We start from the raw sequence: 19822 nt of genomic DNA on the forward strand, positions 1-19822 counted from the left end.
ACATGGGGCACATGACCGACCGGCCCGTGCCGATACTGATGTACCACGCGGTCGCGACCGACCCGGACGAGGCCACGCGCGCGCTGTCGGTGACCCCGGAGGCGTTCGCCGCGCAGATGGCCGTGGTCGACGGCCTGCGCCGCACGCCCGTCACCACCGCCGATCTCGCCGCCCGTTGGCGCTCCGGGCGCCCGCTGCCGGAGCGGCCCGTCCTGATCACCTTCGACGACGGCTACGAGGGCGTGCACCGGCACGCCCTGCCCGTGCTCACGCGGCACGGCTTCCCGGCCAGCCTGTTCGTCTCCACCGGCTGGATACGGGGCGCGTACGACACCGGGGGCGGCCCGGACACCATGCTGGACTGGGACCAGGTCCGCGAACTGGCCGCCGCGGGCGTGGAGATCGGCGGGCACAGCCACACCCACCCGCAGCTGGACCAGCTCGACGACGCCGCGCTGCGGCACGAGCTGATCCACTGCAAGGAGATCGTCAGCGACGTGCTCGGCACGGTCCCGGCCTCGTTCGCCTATCCGTACGGCTACTCCAGCCGCCGGGTGCGGCAGGCGGTGCGGGAGACCGGGTACGGCCAGGCGCTCGCCGTCGGCAACGGCCTCGCCCGGCGCCGGCAGGGGCCGTACGCCCTGCGACGGGTCACCGTGCGCCGCGGCACGGGCGCCGAGGAGTTCGAGCGGCTCGTCGAGGGCCGGGCGATCGCCCGGAACTTCGCCGGGGACCGTGCCCTCACCAAGGGGTACGCCCTGGTCCGCAGAGCACGCCAGGTCCGCCGGAAGGCCATCCGTTCCCGTGTCTGACACGACCATGACCGAGCCCACCTCACCCTCGCCCGCGTCCGAGGCGCCCGAGCGGTCGGGGCGCCGGCTGCGCCTGCCCGGCCTGGGCCGGTCCAGCGGCGGCAGCCAGCTGTTCCGCAACGCCTACGCCCTGATGCTGAACACCGGCATCTCCGCGGTGCTCGGCCTCGGCTACTGGCTGGCCGCCGCCCGCTACTACTCCGAGTCGGCCGTCGGCCAGGGCTCCGCCGCGATCGCCGCGATGAAGCTCCTCGCGGGGCTGACCGCGGTGACCCTGACCGGCGCGCTGGCCCGGTTCATCCCGGTCGCGGGCCGGGCCACCGGCCGGCTGATCCTGCGTACGTACGCGGGCAGTTCGGTGATCGTGGCGCTGGCCGCCCTCGTCTTCCTGCTCACCCTGGACCTGTGGGGGCCGTCGTACCGCTTCCTGCACGGGCCGCTGTACGGGCTCGGCTTCGTGGTGGCCGTCGTCGCCTGGTCCCTGCTGACGCTCCAGGACGGGGTGCTGACCGGGCTGCGCAGCGCGCTGTGGGTGCCGGTCGGCAACACGGTGTTCTCCGCGGTGAAACTGGGGCTGCTGGCCGCGTTCGCCGTGGCGATCCCGACGACCGGCGTGTTCGTGTCGTGGGTCGCGGCCATCGCGTTCTCCGTGCTGCCGCTCGGCTGGCTGGTGTTCCGGCGCCTGGTGCCCCGGCACGAGAAGGCGACCGACGAGCGCGCGCGGCCGCCGACGCTGAAAGAGGTCGGGCGGTTCCTGGCCGGCGACTACACGGGCTCGCTGTTCTCGCTGGCCGTCGTCTACCTGGTCCCCGTGATCATCGCCTCGCAGGTCAGCGCCGAGGACAACGCGTACTTCTACATCACCGCCACGATCGGCGGCACCGTCAACCTGCTCGCCATCAACATGGGCGCGTCCCTGACCGTCGAGGGCTCGCACGACCCGCGCCGGCTGGCCGCCAACACCCGGGCCGCGCTCAGGCGGATGGCCCGGATCATGCTGCCGGTGGCCGCCGTCCTGTTCTTCGGGGCGCCGTGGATCCTCGGCGTGTTCGGCGCGGGCTACGCGGACGCGGCCACACCACTGCTGCGCTGGTTCGCGGTCGGCGCGGTGCTGCGGGTCGTCATGGAGACGTACTTCGCGGTGCTGCGCGCCCAGAGCCGGACCGCCGGACTGGCCTGGCTCCAGGGCCTGTTGTGCGTGCTGGTGCTCAGCCTGACGCTGCTGCTGCTGCCCCGGATGGGCCTGGCCGGCGCGGGCGTGGCGGAGATCTGCGCGCTGGCGGTGATCGTCACGATCGCCGCGCCCAGGCTGTACAGGATCGTCCGGGGCGCGTCGGGCGACCTGCCCGAGGGCGCGGCACCCGACGGGGACCTCGCCGACCTGGGGGCGCGCGAGGTGTCCGTCCCGGCCGGACCGCACCGGCGCGGGCCCGCCTGGGGGCTCGACCAGGACACGCTCGGCCTCGGCGTCCGCGTCGACTTCGACCACCTGGAACGCCGGCCCGACGTCCGTCCGGGCCCCGGCACCCCGCCCGGCACCCCGCCCGTCGGGACGCCCGTGGCGTTCCGGGCTCCCGAGGACCGCCGGCCGGCCTGGGCGGCGAGACCCGAGGTGGGCCTGCCGGCCGAGGAGCGGGAACCGGGTGCCGAGGCGTCCCTGGGCCCGGCCGAGGTGGACGCCCCGTTCGAGACGCCGGAGGAGTCCGTCGTACGGGAGGAGGCCGCAGCACGCGCCGGGGCGCCCGAGCCCGACGAGGTGCCGGAGCCCGCGGGGGCGCTGCCCACCCGGGTCGGGATCGTCCTGGGCGGTCTGCTGGCCGCCGCGCTGCTGCTCTACTGGGTGCCCGCGCTGCGGCTCGGCGAGGCCGACCTGGACGCGATGGGCGGGCTCGGGCTGGTCTCCGTGCTGCCGACGCCCACGCTGGTCGGTGCCGGGCTGCTGGTCGTGGTGTTCGCCTCGCTGCTGTGGCTCGGCCGGGAGCACCGGACGCTGCTGCTGGTGACGCTGCTGGCGACGGTCGTCTCGCTGCACGCGCTGCCCGCGGTGATCGAGACGGAACCGCGCTTCGCGACGGCCTGGCAGCACCTCGGATTCATCGACTACATCGACCGGACCGGATCGGCCGTACCCGACCTGGACGCGCGCTGGAGCTGGCCGGGCTTCTTCGCGGCGGCCGCGTTCGTCGCCGAGGCGTGCGGAGTCAGCGACCTCACCGAGGTGATCCGCTGGTGGCCGACGGCCGTCCAACTCCTCTACCTGGCGCCGATGTTCCTGCTGGTGCGCTCGATGCGGGCGAGCTGGCGGGCCAAGTGGACCGGCATCTGGATCTTCGTGCTCAGCGGCTGGGTCGGCCAGGACTACTTCTCCCCGCAGGGCTTCACCTACCTCCTCTACCTGGTGTTCGTGGCGATCCTGCTCGTCTGGTTCCGGGCACCGGGCGTGATCTGGGCCCGGCGGCGCCCCGGCGAGATCGAGGTCGAGCCGACGGACCGGCGGCAGCGGGCCGTGCTGCTGATGGTCGTGATCGGCCTGTTCGCGGCGAGCGTCCCGGCCCATCAGCTCACCCCCTTCGTGATGGTGGGCGTGCTCGCGGTGCTCGTCCTGGCCGGCCGCAGTGAACTGCGGGGCCTGCCCCTGCTGTTCGGCGTCATGGTGACGGCCTGGGTGGGCTTCATGGCGGAGCCGTACTGGTCCGGGCACTTCGGCGAGATGTTCGGCGGGGTCGGCGGGGTCAGCGGCAACGTCACGTCGTCGGTGTCCGGGCGGATCGAGGGCGGCAGTTCGACGCACAAGCTGGTGCTGTACGTGCGGGTGCTGCTGGCCGGCGGGGTGATGGCGTTCGCCTGCTGGGGCTGGTGGCGCAGGCGCTGGCACGGCTACCGCGAGCGGTCGCTGCTGGTCCTCGCCTTCGTGCCGTTCCTGGGCTTCGGCATGCAGTCGTACGGCGGCGAGATGGCGCTGCGGGTCTTCATGTTCGCCCTGCCGGGCGCCGCCCTGCTCGCCGCTCTCGCCCTGTTCCCGCGCACCGGCGTCACCGTCGAGGAACGCGACAAGGACCGGGTGAGCCTCGCCCCGCTGGCCGCGCTGATGGCGGGGCTGGTCCTCATGGGCGGTTTCCTGGTGGCCCGTTGGGGCAACGAGCCGTTCGAGCGGATCCGGCCCGGCGAGGTCGCGGCCATGGACTACCTGTACGCCCACGACGAGCCGACGGCCCGGCTGCTGTGGCTGAGCAACGACACGGTGACCAACGTGACGCCCGCGATGCCGTGGGGCGCCCGGGACATGGAGAAGGTCGAGTACCTGCCGACGCTCGCGCCCGCCGACCCGGTGCTGGTGTCGGGCCTGGTCAAGGCATTGAAGAACGCCGGCCCGAACTCGTATCTGATGGTCAACCGGAGTCAGGTCGTCTATCTGGAGCTGGACGTGGGCTACCCGAGCACGTGGGAGTCGCGGCTGGTCCGGAACCTGGACGACCGGCCGGAGCTGCGGAAGGTCCTCGCCGACGACGACGTGACGATGTACGCGCTGCGCAAGCAGCCCGAGGGCAAGGTGCCGGCCGCGGACCCCGGTCCGGTCGGGCCGCTGGTGACGTGGACGCCCTGGTCGGTGGTCGGCGCCCTTGCGGCGCTCGCGCTGATCGTGCTGCTGACGGCACGGGAGGTCGTCCGGGTCGCGGTGCGGCCCGGTGTGCGGCAGCTGCGGTGGCTGCAGAGCAGCTTCTGGTTCTCGCTGCCGCTGCTGGCGGTGCTGTCCGCCTCGCTGATCCAGCGGTTCCTGACGATGAAGTGACGGCCGGGTGGCCGAACCGCGGCAAGGGATGCGGCGGGATCAGGGGGTTCGGCCGGAGCGGGCGCGTCAGCCGGAGCAGGTGGTTCGGCCGGAGCAGGTGGTTCAGCCGGCTTGCCTGTCCAGCCACTTGACCTCGTACGCCTGCATCGTGAACCGCCTGCCGTCGACCGTCGCGCTGATCCGCCGGTCGAGGGTGTTGACGACCAGGACCGCCTCGTCGGTCGCCAGGACCCGGATGCCGGGCGCGTCGTCGCCGGCGACGGACACCGTCCGGTAGGCGGTGCCCGGCCCGAACTCCGCGCCGAAGCGGGAGACGAGGTCGTACATGGGCAGCTTCGCGCCGCCGCCTGCCCTGTCGGTCGGTGTCCACAGGCAGCCCGCGCAGTCGCCGCCCTTCTCCTTCTGCGGGTTCCAGTAGAAGCCGGAGGTTGCGCCGCCCTCGGCCATGGCGATCATCCCGGTGGCCTGGACGGCGACGCGGTGGGTCTCGGACCAGCCCTTGCGTTCGTCGTCGCCGTCGCCGGGCTCGACGTAGTACTCGGCCCACCACAGCGGCAGGCCGCCGGTCCGGGCCCGTACCCACTTCCCCACCGCGGTGAACTTGCCGGTGGCCGCGAACTCGTCCGGCAGCAGTTCGTCGTCGTTGGTGTAGCTGGAGCCGTCGACGACCACGAAGTCGGCGCCGGCCTTGTGCTCGTTCCAGTGGGCGAAGGCGTCCAGGACGCGCTGGTCCATGGCGCCCCAGGGGCCCGTGAAGGTGGTGGAGGCGTCCTCGGAGCGCGGGTCGAGGCTGTCCATCACCAGGTAGGGACCGCCGACCATGATGTCCTCGTCGACGCTCTTGAGGGCCTTGTGGACCAGGTTGTAGAGCTCGGTGTAGCCCTCGTAGTCCCAGCGGGCCTCCGCGTCGTTCCAGAAGCCCTTGAACTCGTTCCAGACGACGAAGTGGCGTACGTCCGGATAGCGCTTGGCGACGGTCGCGGCCAGGTCGGCGAAGTCCTGGTAGTGCTCCGGGGACGGAGCGGTCTCCAGGGCGGCCTGGCTCCAGTCCGTGTGGTCGACGCCGGCCCGGCCGCCCTTCATCCAGTCCGGGGAGCAGCACAGCGTGATGACGGGGGTGGCGCCGGAGGCGCGCATGAAGTCGACGCGGCGGTCCATCGCCTCGAAGGAGTAACGGCCCTTCACCGGCTCGGGGTTGTCGGCGCCCCAGCCCATGATGTGCTGGTTCTGCGGCAGGCCCCCGGCCCTGGACAGCAGCCCCTCGACGCGCCCGGTGGCGGCGGCGCTGCCCTCGTCGGCGCTGAACTGGGTGTGGGTGAAGCCCCAGCCGACCTCGGGCTTCGGCGTGCCGGCGGGAGCGGTCGGGGTGCCGTGCACCTTGTCGCCGTCGCGGGAGGTGCCGGCGGTGCTCGCGCCGTTCCCGGGAAGCGTGTGGAACAGGGTCACGAGCAGGGCCAGAGCGGCCGCGCCCACACCGAGCAGCGCGGTGAGCCGCCACCGCCTAGCCCCCGAATTCCACCCATGACGTCCCATCGAGGACAACGGTAACCGGCGGGGTGCCCGCTGGGCAGAGGTCGTAGCCGTACAGCTCGGAAACGGGCCCCGGGGCGCACCCCGCGGGCCCACGCGACCGGCGACACCTCCGGCGCACTGCGGAAAGCGGGTGCACGAGGCGCGTGCGTGCCGGATCATGGCGGCATGTCTGCGAACCCACACGACGCTCTGCCGATCCGGCTCAACGTCGACGACAGCGACTCACCGTCCGATGTCGTCGACGCGCTGTTCCTCGGCCGGTTCGCGACGGGCGAGCAGCCGTACTCGCACGCGGCCAACATCGACCGCGTCCGGTCCGGAGCGACCCTGATGCCGCCGGGCGCCCGAGTGCTGCGCGTGGCCCGCGACGACGACCGCAGCGCGACGCTCGCCGAGGGCGACGGCTGGACGCTGCTGATCTCCCGCTGGAACCGCGGCGCCGACGTCACGGTCACGGCGACCAGCGCCGAGCTGGCCGAGAAGGTCCTCGACCAGGCCACCGAGGGCGCCGCGGACGAGCCCGAACCGCAGCCGGAGAACGTGACGATGGGGTTCTGGTACGTGTCCCCCAGGCGCGGTCCGCACCGCACCACCCGCCAGATCTCCGCGGGCACGTGGGACGAGGTGCGGGCCAACTACACCGCGCCGGTGGCGGACGCGATGGACCGTCTGATGAAGACGACCCCCGAGGACATCGCCGGCCGGCTGCTGCTCCTGCACGGCCCGCCCGGCACCGGCAAGACGTCGGCGCTGCGGACGCTGGCGCGGTCGTGGCGGGACTGGTGCCAGGTGGACTGCGTGCTGGACCCGGAGCGGCTGTTCAGTGACGTCGGCTATCTGATGGACATCGCGATCGGCGAGGAGGACGGGGCGGGCAAGGGCCGCTGGCGGCTGCTGCTGCTGGAGGACTGCGACGAGCTGATCCGCGGGGAGGCCAAGCACACCGCCGGCCAGGCGCTGTCCCGGCTGCTCAACCTCACCGACGGCCTGCTGGGCCAGGGCCGCAACGTCCTGGTCGGCGTGACGACCAACGAGGACCTGGAGCGCCTCCACCCGGCCGTGGTCCGCCCCGGCCGCTGCCTGGCCCGCATCGAGGTGGGGCCGCTGACCCGCCGGGAGGCGGTGACCTGGCTGGGCACCGAGGAGGGCGTCGACCGCGAGGGCGCGACGCTGGCGGAGCTGTACGCGCTGCGCCGGGGCACGTCACCGACGGCGCTGCCGGAGCCGCGCGGCAGGGCGGACGCGGGGCTGTATCTGTAGTGCTTTCATGAAGGTATGACCCTGTTCGTCGGTACCTCGGGGTGGCAGTACAAGGACTGGCGGGGCGCTCTCTACCCGGCCGGGTCTCCCGTCCGGCTGTGGCTGGAGGAGTACGCGACGCGCTTCGCGACGGTCGAGATCAACAACGCCTTCTACCGGCTGCCGTCCCGAGAGACCTTCGAGGCCTGGCGGGAGCGCACCCCGCCGGACTTCGTCGTCGCGGTCAAGGCCAGCCGCTATCTGACCCACATCAAGCGGCTGAAGGACCCCGAGGAGCCGGTGCACCGCCTGATGAGCCACGCGGCGGGCCTGGGCGACCGGCTCGGCCCGGTGCTGCTCCAGCTGCCGCCGACCCTGCGCGCCGACCCCGGTCTCCTGGACGTCTGCCTGGCCTGTTTCCCGGCCGGCACCAGGGTCGCCGTCGAACCCCGGCACGACTCCTGGTGGACGCCCGGAGTGCGCACGGTGCTGGAGACGCGCGGGGCCGCCCTGTGCTGGGCCGACGTCCGCTCCCGCCCGGCGACCCCGCTGTGGCGCACCACCGACTGGGGCTACGTCCGCTTCCACGTCGGCCGGGCCCGCGCCTGGCCCCACTACGGCCGGCAGTCCCTGAAGACGTGGGCCGAGCGGATCGCGGCCACCTGGGCGCACGGCGAGGACGTCTTCGCCTACTTCAACAACGACCCGAACGCGGCGGCGGTGAGGGACGCGGTGGTGTTCGCGCGGGCGGCGGCTGCGACGGGGCTGACACCGACCCGCACTCCGTGAGTCGTGGGCGCACCCCCTGCCGGCGGCTGGCTCCGAACCGGCCGTGCCCGTTTTTTCTGCGGCCCCGCTCAACTCCCCCCGTAAGCCGCCCGCAGGGCATCCCGTACCGCGACGAGCGCCGCGCTCTCGTCCAGCCCGAGCCGTCGAGCCCGCTCCACGTAGGCCTGGGCGGCCGACACGAGTTCCCGTTCCGCCGCCGAGCCCGCGGCGGCCACATAGGTGCCGTTGCGCCCCCGCGTCTCGATCACCCCGTCCCCCTCCAGCGCCCGGTACGCCTTGGCGACCGTGTTCGCGGCAAGGCCCAGCGACTCGGCCAGCCCCCGCACGGTCGGCAGCCGGTAGCCCACCGGCAGGACTCCCGACCGTGCCTGCTCGGAGATCTGCGCGCGCACCTGCTCGTACGGCGGGGCACTCTCGTCGATGTGGATCTTCAAGGTCACGCAGGCGATTGTCCCGCACCCGGGCGGAAAATGAGAGGCACCGGGACGCGGCTCCCGCATAGCCTCCGCCCATATGACTATGACTGTGCGCGATCTGCGCCCCGAGGTCCGGGCCGACGTCGAGGGCTTCGCCCGCGTCCGCCGGCTCGCTCTCCCGTTCTACCTCGTCACCCCGGACTCCCTCACCCACGACCTCGCCCACGCCCACCCCGGCTCCCACTACCGGCCCCTGGTCGCGGAGGAGGGCGGCGAGGTGGTCGGCACGGCCCAGGTGGGGCTCGTTCACGACAGCGCGGAGCCCGGCCAGGGGTACGTCAACGTGTACGTGCACCCCGAGCGCACCGGTCGCGGCGCCGGCTCGGGCCTGGTGCGCGCCGCCGAGGAGTACTTGGCCGCTCGGGGGGCGACCCGGCTCTTCGCCTGGGTCCTGGACGAGCCGGGCAACCGCGCCTTCGCCGAACGGCACGGCTACCGGGGCAGCCGCACCGCCCACTTCCTGCGCCTGGATCTGGCGAACGGCGCCCTGCCGCCGCGCGAGCCCCTGCCGCCGGGGGTGGAGCTGCGCAGGGGCGCCGACTTCGCGGACGACCCGCGCCCGCTGTTCGAGCTGGACGCGGAGACGACGTCGGACGAGCCGAGCGACATCGACTACGAGTTCACCGACTACGAGGCCTGGCTGGAGAGCACCTGGCAGCACCCGCTCTTCAGTGCCGAGCTGACCTCCGTGGCCGTGGTCGAGGGGCGTCCCGCCGCCTTCAGCGCGGCCCGCACGGACGGCGGCACCCGCTACGGCACCGTCATGACCGGCACCGCCCGCGCCTTCCGCGGCCGTGGCCTGGCCAAGCTGGCGAAGAACGACTCCCTGCACCGCGCCCGCGCCGCCGGACTCGTCGAGGCGTTCACCGGGAACGACGCCGGCAACGAGCCGATGATCGCGATCAACAAGTGGTTCGGTTACGAGATCTGCGCGACGGAGGTGCGGTATGTCCGCGAACTCGGCTGAGCCGCCCCGTGAGGTGGAGATCGTCCTCGTCAAGGCGGGCCGTACGAAGATCCGTTACCCCAGTGTGCTCCTCCAGGACGACGGCACGCGTGTCGCGGTCCGCGCGCCCTGGGCCGGGGACGGGGTTCGTGACTTCGGTTTCGTCCGCTTCGAGCCGGGCGACGTCTTCACCGAGTACTACTGGCGTGACCGCTGGTACGCCGTGAAGGAGGTCCGCGACGCGGCCGGCGCGGTGAAGGGCTGGTACTGCGACATCACGCGCCCGGCGACTGTCTCGGGTACGGAGCTCGTCGTCGAGGACCTCGACCTGGACCTGTGGGTCTCGGGCGACGGCACGGACGTCCGCCGGCTGGACGAGGACGAGTTCGCCGAGAGCGGCCTGGCCGACCGGGACCCGCGAGCCGCGTCCGCCGCCGTGGCCGCCCTCGACGCCCTGGAGTCGCTGGCCCGCGGGGACGGCCTCGCCACGCTGCTCACGTGACCGCCGCCCGCGCCGGCCGTCCCGGTGCGGGCCCGGACGCCGACGAACCGCACGTGGCCGACGCCGCTGCGCCGCTCAGCCGGCCGTCGCCACCACCGCGTACCGCTCGTCGTCCACGTCCTTGCCCCACAGCCGCGCGTCGTCCGACAGCCGGTCCACGCGCACGGGCCCGCCGAGCGGGGCGAGCAGGGCGGTGAGCCGGTCGGCGGGTATGCCGACCGGGTCGGCGGTGCCCCACACGCCCTCGATCAGCACCAGCCGGCCGCCGGGGCGGAGGAAGCCCCGCCAGTGCCGCAGCACCCGGCCGGGGTCGGGCAGCGTCCACAGCACGTGCCGCACGAGCACCGCGTCGAACCGCTCTTCTCCCACCGGCGGGTCCACCGCGTCACCGACGAGGAACACCGCGTCACGGCCGGCGAGCTTGGCGCGCGCGAGGCCGACCATGGCCGGGGACCGGTCCACCCCGGTGACGCGGTGCCCCTGTTCGGCCGCGAGGAGCGACAGACTGCCGGTGCCGCAGCCGAGGTCCAGGACGTCGGCCGCGGCCCGGGGCAGCCAGCCGCGCAGCCGTTCGGCCCAGGCCAGGCGCACCTGCGGGTCGCGCAGGCCGTGGTCCGGCTCGTCGTCGAAGGACGCGGCCCGCGCGTCCCAGTCGACACCCTCCGAGGTCGTGCCGTCACTCTCGTTCGTCATGCGCCCCAGAGTGACACCCGCCACTGACAGTCGAATCGTGACAACCGCCACTGACAGAACAGCAGCCGATGAGGAACTCTCCCTCAACGGGTCTACCTCCGTGAGATCGCGGAACTCGGTAGTCCTTGAAGGAGGCAGCCATGCGCCGTGTGACCGTGCACAAGCCCCTGAAGAAGACGGACTCCCGAGTCCGCGAGGAAGCCGACGAGCGCCCCGCGGGACGTCCGGAGGTCCGCAAGGACATCGCGCGCACATGGTGGCCCGACGGGTAAGGGCGCCGAGCGCCCTCAGTCCAGCCGCTTGCGGTAATGGACACGGTCGTAGGGCCCGTCCACGCGCCGCTCCACGACCTGGTAGCCGAACTTCGGGTAGATCTCCTGGTTCTCCCGCATCATCGCGTGGGTGTGGAGCCTGATCTCGGGACGGCGCAGCGCACGCGCGCGTGCCTCCACGAAACGCAGCAGCCGTCCCCCCACCCCCGTGCCGTGCGCGTCGGGGTGGACGGCGATGCTGTCGAGATACAGGTGGTCCTCGTGCGCCTCGATCACCACCAGGCCCGTCACCGGTTCCCCCGTCACGAACACCTTCCCCTCGGCCACGTTCGCCGCGTGGTCCGCCTCCATGGGCCGCGGCACCACCCCGATGCGCGCGATGTAAGGGTGGTACGCCGCGTCGGTCACGCTCTTCACGGCCGGTACGTCCGCCGTCACGGCCAGCCGGATCTCGTCGCCTGTCATGCCGGGCACCGTATCCGTCCCGCCGATGCGCGCTCCCGACCTGAGCCCTCGGTTAGCGCTCCCTTAAAGGCGCCATAAGGATCTCCCCCACCCGCCTCCAGCAGGCGTTTTCGCGGTCGTCAGGGGCTAGCTTGCTGCTCGTCCCCCACGGGTTCCGGCCCCATGAACCTGAACCGAGCGACCGTTCCGAGGAGTTCCGCATGCCCGCACGCCACAGGGTCGCCACCGTCGCCGCCGCCGGCATCACCCCGCTGGCCCTGGCCGTCCTGGCCGCCGCGCCCGCGTCCGCGCACGGTTCGATGGGCGATCCGGTCAGCCGGGTCGCGCAGTGCTACGCGGAGGGTCCGGAGAGCCCCTCGTCGGCCGCGTGCAAGGCGGCGGTCGCGGCCGGCGGGACCCAGGCGCTGTACGACTGGAACGGCATACGCATCGGCGACGCGAACGGGCGGCACCAGACGCTGATCCCGGACGGCAGGCTGTGCAGCGCCGGCAACGACGCGTTCAAAGGGCTCGACCTGGCCCGCGCCGACTGGCCCGCGACGGCCGTGAGCGCCGGGCCGTACACCTTCGAGTACCGCGTGACGGCCCCGCACAAGGGCACCTTCACGGTGTACGCCACCAAGCCCGGGTACGACCCGGCGCAGCCGCTGGGCTGGGACGACCTGGATCTGGCGCGCCCGGTGGCGACGGCCACCGACCCGGTCGCGGCGGGCGGCCACTACACGTTCTCCGGCACCCTCCCCGAGCGCACCGGCCGGCACCTGCTGTACGCGGTCTGGCAGCGCTCGGACAGTCCGGAGGCGTTCTACTCCTGCTCGGACGTCGACTTCGGCGGCGGCGCCGGCACGGCCGGCGCGGGCGGTGGCGGCACCCCGGCCCCGAGCGCCTCCGCCCCCTCCGAGCAGCAGATCGAGGACGGTGCCGACAAGTCGACGATCGAACACCACGGGCACGGCGACCAGGACGCCGGCACGTCGGCCGAACCACAGACGGAGTCGGAGTCGGAGGCGGAAGCGGACCCGACAGCGGCTCAGGCGACGAACCCGGCAGCGGACCCGGCAGCCGAACCGGTCACGGGGACCGCGGACTCCGCACCCAACGAGCCGAGGGCGGCCGGTGTCTCCGCGAACCTCGCCGAGACCGGCGGCGACGACAGCACGCCGTACCTGGCCATGGGCGGGGCGGCCGCGCTGGCGCTCGGCTCGGCGGCACTGTTCGCGTCGGTCCGCCGCCGGACGGTGAGCGGCGGCCGGCGCGGTCGCTAGAGCCGGCACGGGGCGGGGCCCCGACGGGGGCGGGGTCTGTCCGGCGGCTCAGGCCGGACAGACCCCCCTCACCAGCTGGGCCGCAGCGGGCCGGAGGGGGCGATGCGCCCCAGTCGCTCGCGCAGCGCGCGCACCTCGCCCTCGCCGAGCAGCTCGGCCCAGGCCCCGACGGCCTCCGCCGCCGCCTCCTCCGCCGCCCGGGTGCAGGCCCACCCCGACTCGGTCAGCACGACCAGCCGGGCCCGCGCGTCCTCGGGATGCGGCCGGCGCTCGGCGTACCCCTTGCGCACGATCTCGTCGACGAGCTGACTGGCGGCCTGCTTGCTCACCCCGAGGTGGGCCGCGAGGTCGGTGGCGGTCGCCCCGTCCGGGGCGAGCCGGGCGAACGCGAACCCGTGCGCGGGCCTGAGGTCCTCGAAGCCACGGGCGACGACCCCCTCGTGGATGCGGTGCGTGAGGTCACCGGCGACGGCGAGCAGGGTGGCGGACAGGGCCATGGCTTCGGAGTTCTGCACGGACGCATTGAAACACCCTTGACGGGTCGGTCAAGCAGCTTGACTATAGAGCCAGGAAGATAGTCAAGCTGCTTGACCATATTGCGACTGGAGACCCCCGTGCCCGTCATCCGCTCGTCCGAGGCCGTCACTCACGAGATCCATGGCGCCCGCTTCGTCTCGTACGCCACTCCCCGCACCGGCAGCAAGGAGCTGTGCGCCTGGCGGGGCGAGATCCCGGCGGGGACGAAGGCGCCCGCCCACACGGTCGACCGGGAGGAGATCTTCCATGTGCTCAGCGGCGAACTGCTGATGACCCTGGACGGCCATGCCCACCGCGTCGGCGCGGGCGACACCGTGATCATCAACCCCGGCGCCACACTCGCCGTCGAGAACCCGACGGCCGAGACCGCCACCTCCTGGGTGACCACCTCCATCGGCCTGGAGGCGGAACTCGCCGACGGCACCCGCATCGCGCCGCCGTGGGCCAACTGAGCCAAGGGCCCGACGGCCAGGCCTCACGCCGCCAGCGCCCCGGGCATCACCGCCCGCGGTCCGAACTTCGCCCGCGCGCGGTCCGCGACCTCCTCGACGCGGCGGAGTTTCTCGTCCACGGGGTCGAAGGCGAGCTGGTAGGAGGCCTGTTCGGCGGGGCCGAGGGCCTCGGCGCGCAGGGCGACGGAGCGGACCCGGGCGCGCTGGAGGCCGAGCGCCTCGTACATGCCGTAGGCCGCCTTCGTCAGCGCCGCCGAGTGCGCGGTCGGCTCCTTGAGGGTGCGGGTACGCGTCGTCGAGGAACGGTCGGCGTAGCGGACGGTGAGGGTCAGGGTGCCGCAGACCTTGCCCAGGGCGCGCAGCCGGGCGCCCAGCTCCTCGGCGGCCGAGAGCAGGGCACGCCGGTGCCGGCCGGCGTCCAACTCGTCGCGTTGGAAAGGGCGTTCGGTGGCCAGTGATCGGGAGACGGCGTTCGGCACCACCCGGCCGCGGTCGATGCCGCCCGCCTTCTCCCGCAGCTCACGCCCGGTCTTCGCGCCCACCAGACGCTGGAGCGTGGACAGCGGCGCGGCGGCGACCAGACCGAGAGTGTCGAGCCCGTACTCGCCCAGGGTGCGGGCGGTCGCGGCGCCCACGCCGGGAAGCGCGGCGACCGGCTTGTCGGCGAGGAACGCGGCGACGGCGTCCTCGGGCACCGCGCGGGTCACCCCGGGCTCGGCGTCCCGCAGCGCGACGCGGGCCAGCATCGGGCCCGGCCCGGCGCCGATCACGCAGTCGACGCCGTACAGGGCGAGCGCCCGGACCCGGATCACCGACGCCAGCTCCACCGCGCTGCGCCCGAAGTAGCGTTCGGCGCCCCGCAGGTCGGCGAGCGCCCCGTCCGGCGGCAGCGCCTCGACGACGGGCGTGAACTCCTCGAGCAACCCGAGCAGACCCGGTAGGGCCGCCTCGTACATCGGCGGCAGCTGGAAACGTACGCAGAGGATGGTCATCCCGCACTCCCCGGACTCTGGTGCCACAACTTCCTTCCGCTCGCGGGCCCTTCGCCCGCGGGCCGCAGATCCGCCCATGGATGCATCTCGTATCCGGTGGTCATCCGGATGCTGCGGGCGCGGGCGGCTTCCAGCGGATCCCGGGCCGCGGACCCGGCCGGCGCGGGCCGCCCGTCCGACCCGGCGATCCGGGCCCGGTACGCGCCGTCGCCGTCGCCGTCGCCGTCCGGGGCGCCCGCCCCTCCCGGCCCGTCCGGCCCGGCCGCCGTCCGGGCCAGCCGGGCCGCGACCGCGTCGACCCCGCCCTCGGCGCGCAGTTCGATCAGCTCGGCGAGGTTCCAGGCCGCGGCGCCCACCACGCTGAAGCTGCGCGGGCCGCGCCGCTGCACCACCCCGCGCACCAGCAGCAGCCAGGAGTGGAAGACGGTGTGGGCGCAGGTGTCGTGCGAGTCGTCGAAGAAGGCGAGGTCGACCAGGCCGGTGCCGTCGTCCAGGGTGGTGAAGATGACGCGTCGGCCGGAGCGGACCGGCGGCGTCTGGGTGGCCGCCTTGGCGCCCGCGACCAGCACGGTCTCCCCGTGCCGCGCCTCGCGCAGCCGGCGTGCCGACAGCACGCCCAGCTCGTCGAGGAAGGCGCGGTGGTCGTCCATCAGGTTGCGCGAGGTATCCATGGACAGCACGCCCAGTTCGGCGCTGAGCCTCTCCGCCGAGGAGAGGTCGGGCAGCCCGGCCGGGGCCGTCTTCCGGCCGCCCGCCAGCGGAAGCTGGCCCCCGCCGGCGCCCGGGCCCCGGGAGCCCCGGTGCAGCTCGGTCAGGTGCAGTTGCAGATCACGGCGGTTGGCGCCGAACGCGTCCAGCGCGCCCACCTGCGCGAGCCGCCCGGCGAGCGGCCGGCTCGGGCGGGCCCGCTCCCAGAAGTCGAGCAGCGAGGCGTACGGCTGCCCGTCCGCGATCCGCGCCGCCTCGGCCTCGCTGATGCCGTGCACGTCGGAGAGGGCGAGGCGCAGCCCCCAGACCTTCCCCGGCCCCTCCGGCCCCTCCGGCCCCTCCGGCCCTCCAGAAGATTCAGACACCAGTTCGATCCTGTGTGCGACGCCCGACTCGTTCACGTCCAGCGGCAGGATCGGCACCCCGCGCCGCCGCGCGTCCGCCAGCAGCAGCCGCTTCGGATACATCCCGGGGTCGTGCGTGAGCAACCCCGCGTAGAAGGCGGCCGGGTGGTGCGCCTTCAGCCACGCCGACTGGTACGTCGGTACGGCGAAGGCGACCGCGTGCGCCTTGCAGAAGCCGTAGGACCCGAAGGCCTCGACGATCTCCCAGGTCCGCTGAATCGTTTCTGCGTCGTAGCCGTTCGCCGCCGCGTGCTGCGCGAACCAGAACCGGATCCGCCCCTGCGACTCCGGGTCGGACAGCCCGCGCCGCACCCGGTCCGCCTCGCCGCGCCCGCAGCCGGTCATGATGTCCACGATGTCGATGACCTGCTCGTGGAAGACGACGACTCCGTACGTCTCCCTCAGCGGCCCTTCCAGGTCCCGGTGCGGATAACGGACCGGCGCCCGCCCGTGCCGCGCCTCGATGAACGGCCGCACCATGTCGGCGGCGACCGGGCCGGGCCGGAACAGCGAGATGTCGACGACCAGGTCGTGGAAGGTGGCCGGCTGCAACCGCCCGACCAGGTCCCGCTGGCCCGGCGACTCGATCTGGAAGCAGCCGAGCGTCTCGGTGGACCGGATGAGCTGATACGTCGCCGGGTCGCCCTCCTCGACCGAGTCCAGGTCGACCCGGTCCCCCGTCACCCGCTCCACCTCCGCGACCGCGTGCGCCATCGCCGACTGCATCCGCACGCCCAGCACATCGAGCTTGAGCAGCCCGAGATCCTCGACGTCGTCCTTGTCGAACTGGGACATCGGCAGCCCCTCGCCGCTGGTCGGCATCACCGGCGTACGGGAGAGGAGGGAGGCGTCGGACAGGAGCACGCCGCAGGGGTGCATGGCGACTCCGCGCGGGAGGGCGTCGAGGGCCTCGACCAGTTCCCAGAGCCGGCCGTACCGCTCCCGCTCCCCCGCCAGCCGCCTGAGTTCGGGCAGTTCGTCGAGCGCCGCGCGGGCGTCGCGGGCGCGGATGTGCGGGAAGGACTTGGCGATGCGGTCGATGTCGGCCGGGTCCATGGACAGGGCCGCGCCGACGTCCCGGATCGCGTGCCGCACCCGGTACGTCTCCGGCATCGCGACCGTCGCGACCCGCTCGGTGCCGAACCGGCCGATGATCGCGCGGTAGACCTCCAGCCGGCGGGCCGACTCCACGTCGATGTCGATGTCGGGCAGGACGGTCCGCTCCCTGGACAGGAAGCGCTCCATCAGCAGCCCGTGCTCGACCGGGTCGGCGTGCGCGATGCCGAGCAGGTGGTTGACGAGGGAACCGGCGCCGGAGCCGCGCGCGGCCACCCGGATGCCCATCGCCCGTACGTCGTCCACCACCTGAGCGACCGTCAGGAAGTAGGAGGCGAAGCCGTGGTGGGCGATGATGTCCAGCTCCCGGTGCATCCGCTCCCAGTACGCGCGCCTGCCGGTGTACCCCCGCAGCACCATCCCCGCCGCCGCCCGTGAGGCCAGCGCCCGCTGCGCCGTGCGGCGGCCCGCGCCGACGAGGTGCGGCTCGGGGAAGTGGACGGTGCCGATGCCGAGGTCGTCCTCGGGGTCGACCAGGCACTCGGCGGCGGTGGCCTGCGTCTGCTCCAGCAGACGGTGGGCGGTGTCACGGCGGAAGCCCGCGGCCTCGACGATCCGCTCGGCCGCCTGGAGCATGGCGCCCGGGTCCTTGAGCCAGGCCTCGCCGGAGTCCAGTTCCCGGGCCGGGTCGACGGGGACGAGGCGGCGGGCGGCGTCCAGGACGTCGGCGACCGGGCCGAGGCCGGGGTCGGCGTACCGGGCGGCGTTGCTGAGCACGGGCCGGATCCGCTGCTCGGCGGCGAAGCCGACGGTACGGGCGGCCAGGCGCAGGGAGCCGGGACCGGTGCCGGTGCGGCCGTGCCAGACGGCTTCGAGGCGCAGGGCGTCGCCGTAGGTCTCCCGCCAGGGGGCGAGGAGCCGGGCCGCGCGGTCGGGGCGGCCGGCGGCGAGGGCGCGGCCGACGTCGGAGGCGGGGCCGAGCAGGACGGTCAGGCCGTCTCCCCTGTTGTCGGCCCAAGGCAGCAGGGGCGTGCCCTGCCCCGCGTGCGACGCCGTGACGATCCGGCACAGGTCGGCCCAGCCGCGGGCGCCGTCCCGGGCGAGGAAGGTGGCGCGGGGTGCCGACTCGTCGATGAAGGCGCCGCCGCGCACGGGGGTGCGGTGCCTTCCCCGTCGTACGGACGTGTCTCCTCCTGCGGAATCATCCCGCGGGGTCTGCTCCACCGCCAGGTCCACCCCGAACAGCGGACGGACGCCCGCCTTCGCGCAGGCCTTGGCGAAGCGGACCGTCCCGGCGAGGGTGTCGCGGTCGGTGAGGGCGAGGGCGTCCATGCCCCGCTCCGAGGCACGCTCGGCCAGCCGCTCCGGGTGCGAGGCGCCGTACCGCAGGGAGAACCCGGAGACGGTGTTCAGATGCGTGAAACCCGGCACCGCACACCTCCCGCACTGAGCCCCGGTCAGGCCCTCGAACACTTGTTCCCAGCTACCTCACCCCCACCATAGACCAATTCTCGAATGTGTGTACGACATCCGTTCGGCCCCGTCCCACCTGCACAAACGCTCCACGGCCCGGACCCTGGGGGCATGACGCGGACCACCGGCGCCGACACCGCGGGGAGCCCCCCCGGCTCCTTTCTCGCCGAGGTGAAGGACGCCGTCACCCCGCGGGCCACGCTGCTGGTCGTCGGCGTGGTCGCCCTCCATCTGCTGTTCATCGCCTCCTACGTGGGGGCGCTGCACGATCCGAAGCCCAGGGACGTGCCCTTCGGGGTCGTCGCACCCCCGGCCGCCGCCCAGCAGACCGTGACCCGGCTGGAGCGGCTGTCCGGCTCGCCCCTGGACCCGCGCCCGGTGGCCGACGAGGCGACGGCCCGCCGGCAGATCACGCACCGGGAGATCGACGGCGCCCTGGTCGTCGACCCGGCCGGCACCACCGACACCCTGCTGGTCGCCACCGGCGGCGGACGGGTGCTGGCCACCACCCTGGAGACGCTCACCGCCACCCTGGAGAAGTCCGAGGGACGCACCGCGAGGACCGTCGACGTGGTCCCGGCCGACACCCGGGACGCCAACGGGCTCTCCTCCTTCTACCTGACCGTGGGCTGGTGCGTGGGCGGATACCTGTGCGCGTCGATCATGACGATCAGCGCCGGCGCCGGCCGTTCCACCCCGAGGCGCGCGGTGATCCGGCTCCTGGCCATGGCCCTGGTGGCGCTCGTCGGCGGACTCGGCGGCGCGCTGATCGCCGGGCCGGTCCTGGGGGCCCTGCCGGGCGGCCTCGCGGCCTTCTGGGGGCTCGGCGCGCTGGTCGTCTTCGCGGTCGGCGCGGCCACGCTCGCGTTCCAGGGCGTCTTCGGGCTGGCCGGCATCGGCCTGGTCATCCTGATCGTGGTGATCCTGGGCAACCCGAGCGCGGGCGGCGCCCTCCCGCCTCCCCTGCTCCCGCCGTTCTGGAAGGCGATCGGTCCGGCGCTGCCGCCGGGCGCGGGGACCTGGGCGGCGCGCTCGATCGCCTACTTCCAGGGCCACGACATCACCGCCTCGCTGCTGGTCCTGTCGGCCTGGGCGTTCGGCGGGGTCGTGGTCACGCCGCTGGCGGCGGCACTGCGGGGCAGGCGGCGGCCGGCGGTCACCCGAGGCGTTCGCCCCGCACACACCACGCACGAGTGACCCTGCTCGACCCGCGGGGTCCAGCCCTGGCCTGAAATCGACCCTTGCTTTCAGGAACCACAGCGGCTCCACCGGGAACGGCAGCACCAGCGTCGGGTTCTTCTCGGCGGCCACCGCCCCCACCGTCCGGAGCAGCCGCGGTGGTGACCGTCCGGACGTCGACGGCGGACCCGGCACCCGGCACCCGGCACCCGGCACCCGGACAAGGGGGAGCCCCCGCA

At 73.6% G+C, this 19822-nt stretch carries 17 protein-coding genes; 10 read left to right on the forward strand and 7 right to left on the reverse strand.

Annotation, left to right across the window (positions count from 1 at the left end):
• Positions 1–11: 11 nt before the first annotated feature.
• Both ACWD0J_RS08965 and ACWD0J_RS08970 read left to right on the forward strand, forming a co-directional pair.
• Positions 12–812, forward strand: a complete 801-nt coding sequence (locus ACWD0J_RS08965; protein ID WP_451495147.1) for a polysaccharide deacetylase family protein — start codon at positions 12–14, stop codon at positions 810–812.
• Positions 805–4602 carry a lipopolysaccharide biosynthesis protein gene (locus tag ACWD0J_RS08970; RefSeq protein WP_451495086.1) on the forward strand — a complete coding sequence of 1266 codons (3798 nt, stop codon included), beginning with the start codon at positions 805–807 and terminating at the stop codon, positions 4600–4602. Before ACWD0J_RS08965 ends, ACWD0J_RS08970 begins: the two co-directional genes overlap by 8 nt.
• 102 nt (positions 4603–4704) lie before the next feature.
• Here the strand turns inward: ACWD0J_RS08970 and ACWD0J_RS08975 are convergent, their stop codons facing one another.
• On the reverse strand, positions 4705–6135 hold the full coding sequence (locus ACWD0J_RS08975; protein WP_451495087.1) for a GH39 family glycosyl hydrolase: 1431 nt from the start codon (positions 6133–6135) through the stop codon (positions 4705–4707).
• Positions 6136–6300: 165 nt separating this feature from the next.
• Between ACWD0J_RS08975 and ACWD0J_RS08980 the strand changes: the two genes are divergently transcribed.
• Positions 6301–7395, forward strand: coding sequence for a DUF5925 domain-containing protein (locus tag ACWD0J_RS08980; RefSeq protein ID WP_451495088.1), 1095 nt, complete (start codon positions 6301–6303; stop codon positions 7393–7395).
• Between the two features lie 15 nt (positions 7396–7410).
• On the forward strand, positions 7411–8163 hold the full coding sequence (locus ACWD0J_RS08985) for a DUF72 domain-containing protein (protein WP_451495089.1): 753 nt from the start codon (positions 7411–7413) through the stop codon (positions 8161–8163).
• Between the two features lie 68 nt (positions 8164–8231).
• Here the strand turns inward: ACWD0J_RS08985 and ACWD0J_RS08990 are convergent, their stop codons facing one another.
• On the reverse strand, positions 8232–8603 hold the full coding sequence (locus tag ACWD0J_RS08990) for a GntR family transcriptional regulator (RefSeq protein ID WP_451495090.1): 372 nt from the start codon (positions 8601–8603) through the stop codon (positions 8232–8234).
• 73 nt (positions 8604–8676) lie between these two features.
• Between ACWD0J_RS08990 and ACWD0J_RS08995 the strand changes: the two genes are divergently transcribed.
• Both ACWD0J_RS08995 and ACWD0J_RS09000 read left to right on the forward strand, forming a co-directional pair.
• Positions 8677–9606, forward strand: coding sequence for a GNAT family N-acetyltransferase (locus ACWD0J_RS08995; RefSeq protein WP_451495091.1), 930 nt, complete (start codon positions 8677–8679; stop codon positions 9604–9606).
• Positions 9587–10087 carry a DUF402 domain-containing protein gene (locus ACWD0J_RS09000; RefSeq protein WP_451495092.1) on the forward strand — a complete coding sequence of 167 codons (501 nt, stop codon included), beginning with the start codon at positions 9587–9589 and terminating at the stop codon, positions 10085–10087. Before ACWD0J_RS08995 ends, ACWD0J_RS09000 begins: the two co-directional genes overlap by 20 nt.
• Before the next feature lie 75 nt (positions 10088–10162).
• On the opposite strand, the gene ACWD0J_RS09005 is transcribed toward ACWD0J_RS09000, so the two are convergent.
• Entirely contained in the window at positions 10163–10780 is a 618-nt protein-coding gene (locus ACWD0J_RS09005; RefSeq protein ID WP_451495093.1) for a class I SAM-dependent methyltransferase, read from the reverse strand.
• Positions 10781–10920: 140 nt separating this feature from the next.
• On the opposite strand from ACWD0J_RS09005, the gene ACWD0J_RS09010 reads away from it, so the two are divergent.
• Positions 10921–11052: a hypothetical protein gene (locus tag ACWD0J_RS09010; RefSeq protein WP_451495094.1), complete on the forward strand. Its 132-nt coding sequence runs from the start codon at positions 10921–10923 to the stop codon at positions 11050–11052.
• A 15-nt stretch (positions 11053–11067) separates the two neighbouring features.
• Here ACWD0J_RS09010 and ACWD0J_RS09015 read toward each other — a convergent pair whose 3' ends face one another.
• Positions 11068–11517: a GNAT family N-acetyltransferase gene (locus tag ACWD0J_RS09015; protein ID WP_451495095.1), complete on the reverse strand. Its 450-nt coding sequence runs from the start codon at positions 11515–11517 to the stop codon at positions 11068–11070.
• Between the two features lie 200 nt (positions 11518–11717).
• Between ACWD0J_RS09015 and ACWD0J_RS09020 the strand changes: the two genes are divergently transcribed.
• Positions 11718–12782 (forward strand): lytic polysaccharide monooxygenase auxiliary activity family 9 protein, encoded by a 1065-nt coding sequence (locus ACWD0J_RS09020; protein ID WP_451495096.1) that lies wholly within the window; start codon positions 11718–11720, stop codon positions 12780–12782.
• 68 nt (positions 12783–12850) lie between these two features.
• On the opposite strand, the gene ACWD0J_RS09025 is transcribed toward ACWD0J_RS09020, so the two are convergent.
• Complete coding sequence (locus ACWD0J_RS09025) at positions 12851–13297, reverse strand: MarR family winged helix-turn-helix transcriptional regulator (protein WP_451495097.1); 447 nt, start codon at positions 13295–13297, stop codon at positions 12851–12853.
• A gap of 99 nt (positions 13298–13396) precedes the next feature.
• On the opposite strand from ACWD0J_RS09025, the gene ACWD0J_RS09030 reads away from it, so the two are divergent.
• Entirely contained in the window at positions 13397–13771 is a 375-nt protein-coding gene (locus ACWD0J_RS09030; protein ID WP_451495148.1) for a cupin domain-containing protein, read from the forward strand.
• Between the two features lie 23 nt (positions 13772–13794).
• On the opposite strand, the gene ACWD0J_RS09035 is transcribed toward ACWD0J_RS09030, so the two are convergent.
• Complete coding sequence (locus ACWD0J_RS09035) at positions 13795–14763, reverse strand: DNA polymerase Y family protein (RefSeq protein WP_451495098.1); 969 nt, start codon at positions 14761–14763, stop codon at positions 13795–13797.
• On the reverse strand, positions 14760–18362 hold the full coding sequence (locus ACWD0J_RS09040) for a DNA polymerase III subunit alpha (RefSeq protein ID WP_451495099.1): 3603 nt from the start codon (positions 18360–18362) through the stop codon (positions 14760–14762). Before ACWD0J_RS09040 ends, ACWD0J_RS09035 begins: the two co-directional genes overlap by 4 nt.
• A gap of 153 nt (positions 18363–18515) precedes the next feature.
• Between ACWD0J_RS09040 and ACWD0J_RS09045 the strand changes: the two genes are divergently transcribed.
• Positions 18516–19601, forward strand: a complete 1086-nt coding sequence (locus tag ACWD0J_RS09045) for a DUF3533 domain-containing protein (RefSeq protein ID WP_451495100.1) — start codon at positions 18516–18518, stop codon at positions 19599–19601.
• Positions 19602–19822 lie beyond the last annotated feature (221 nt).

It is taken from the genome of Streptomyces sp. NPDC003011, assembly GCF_053591515.1.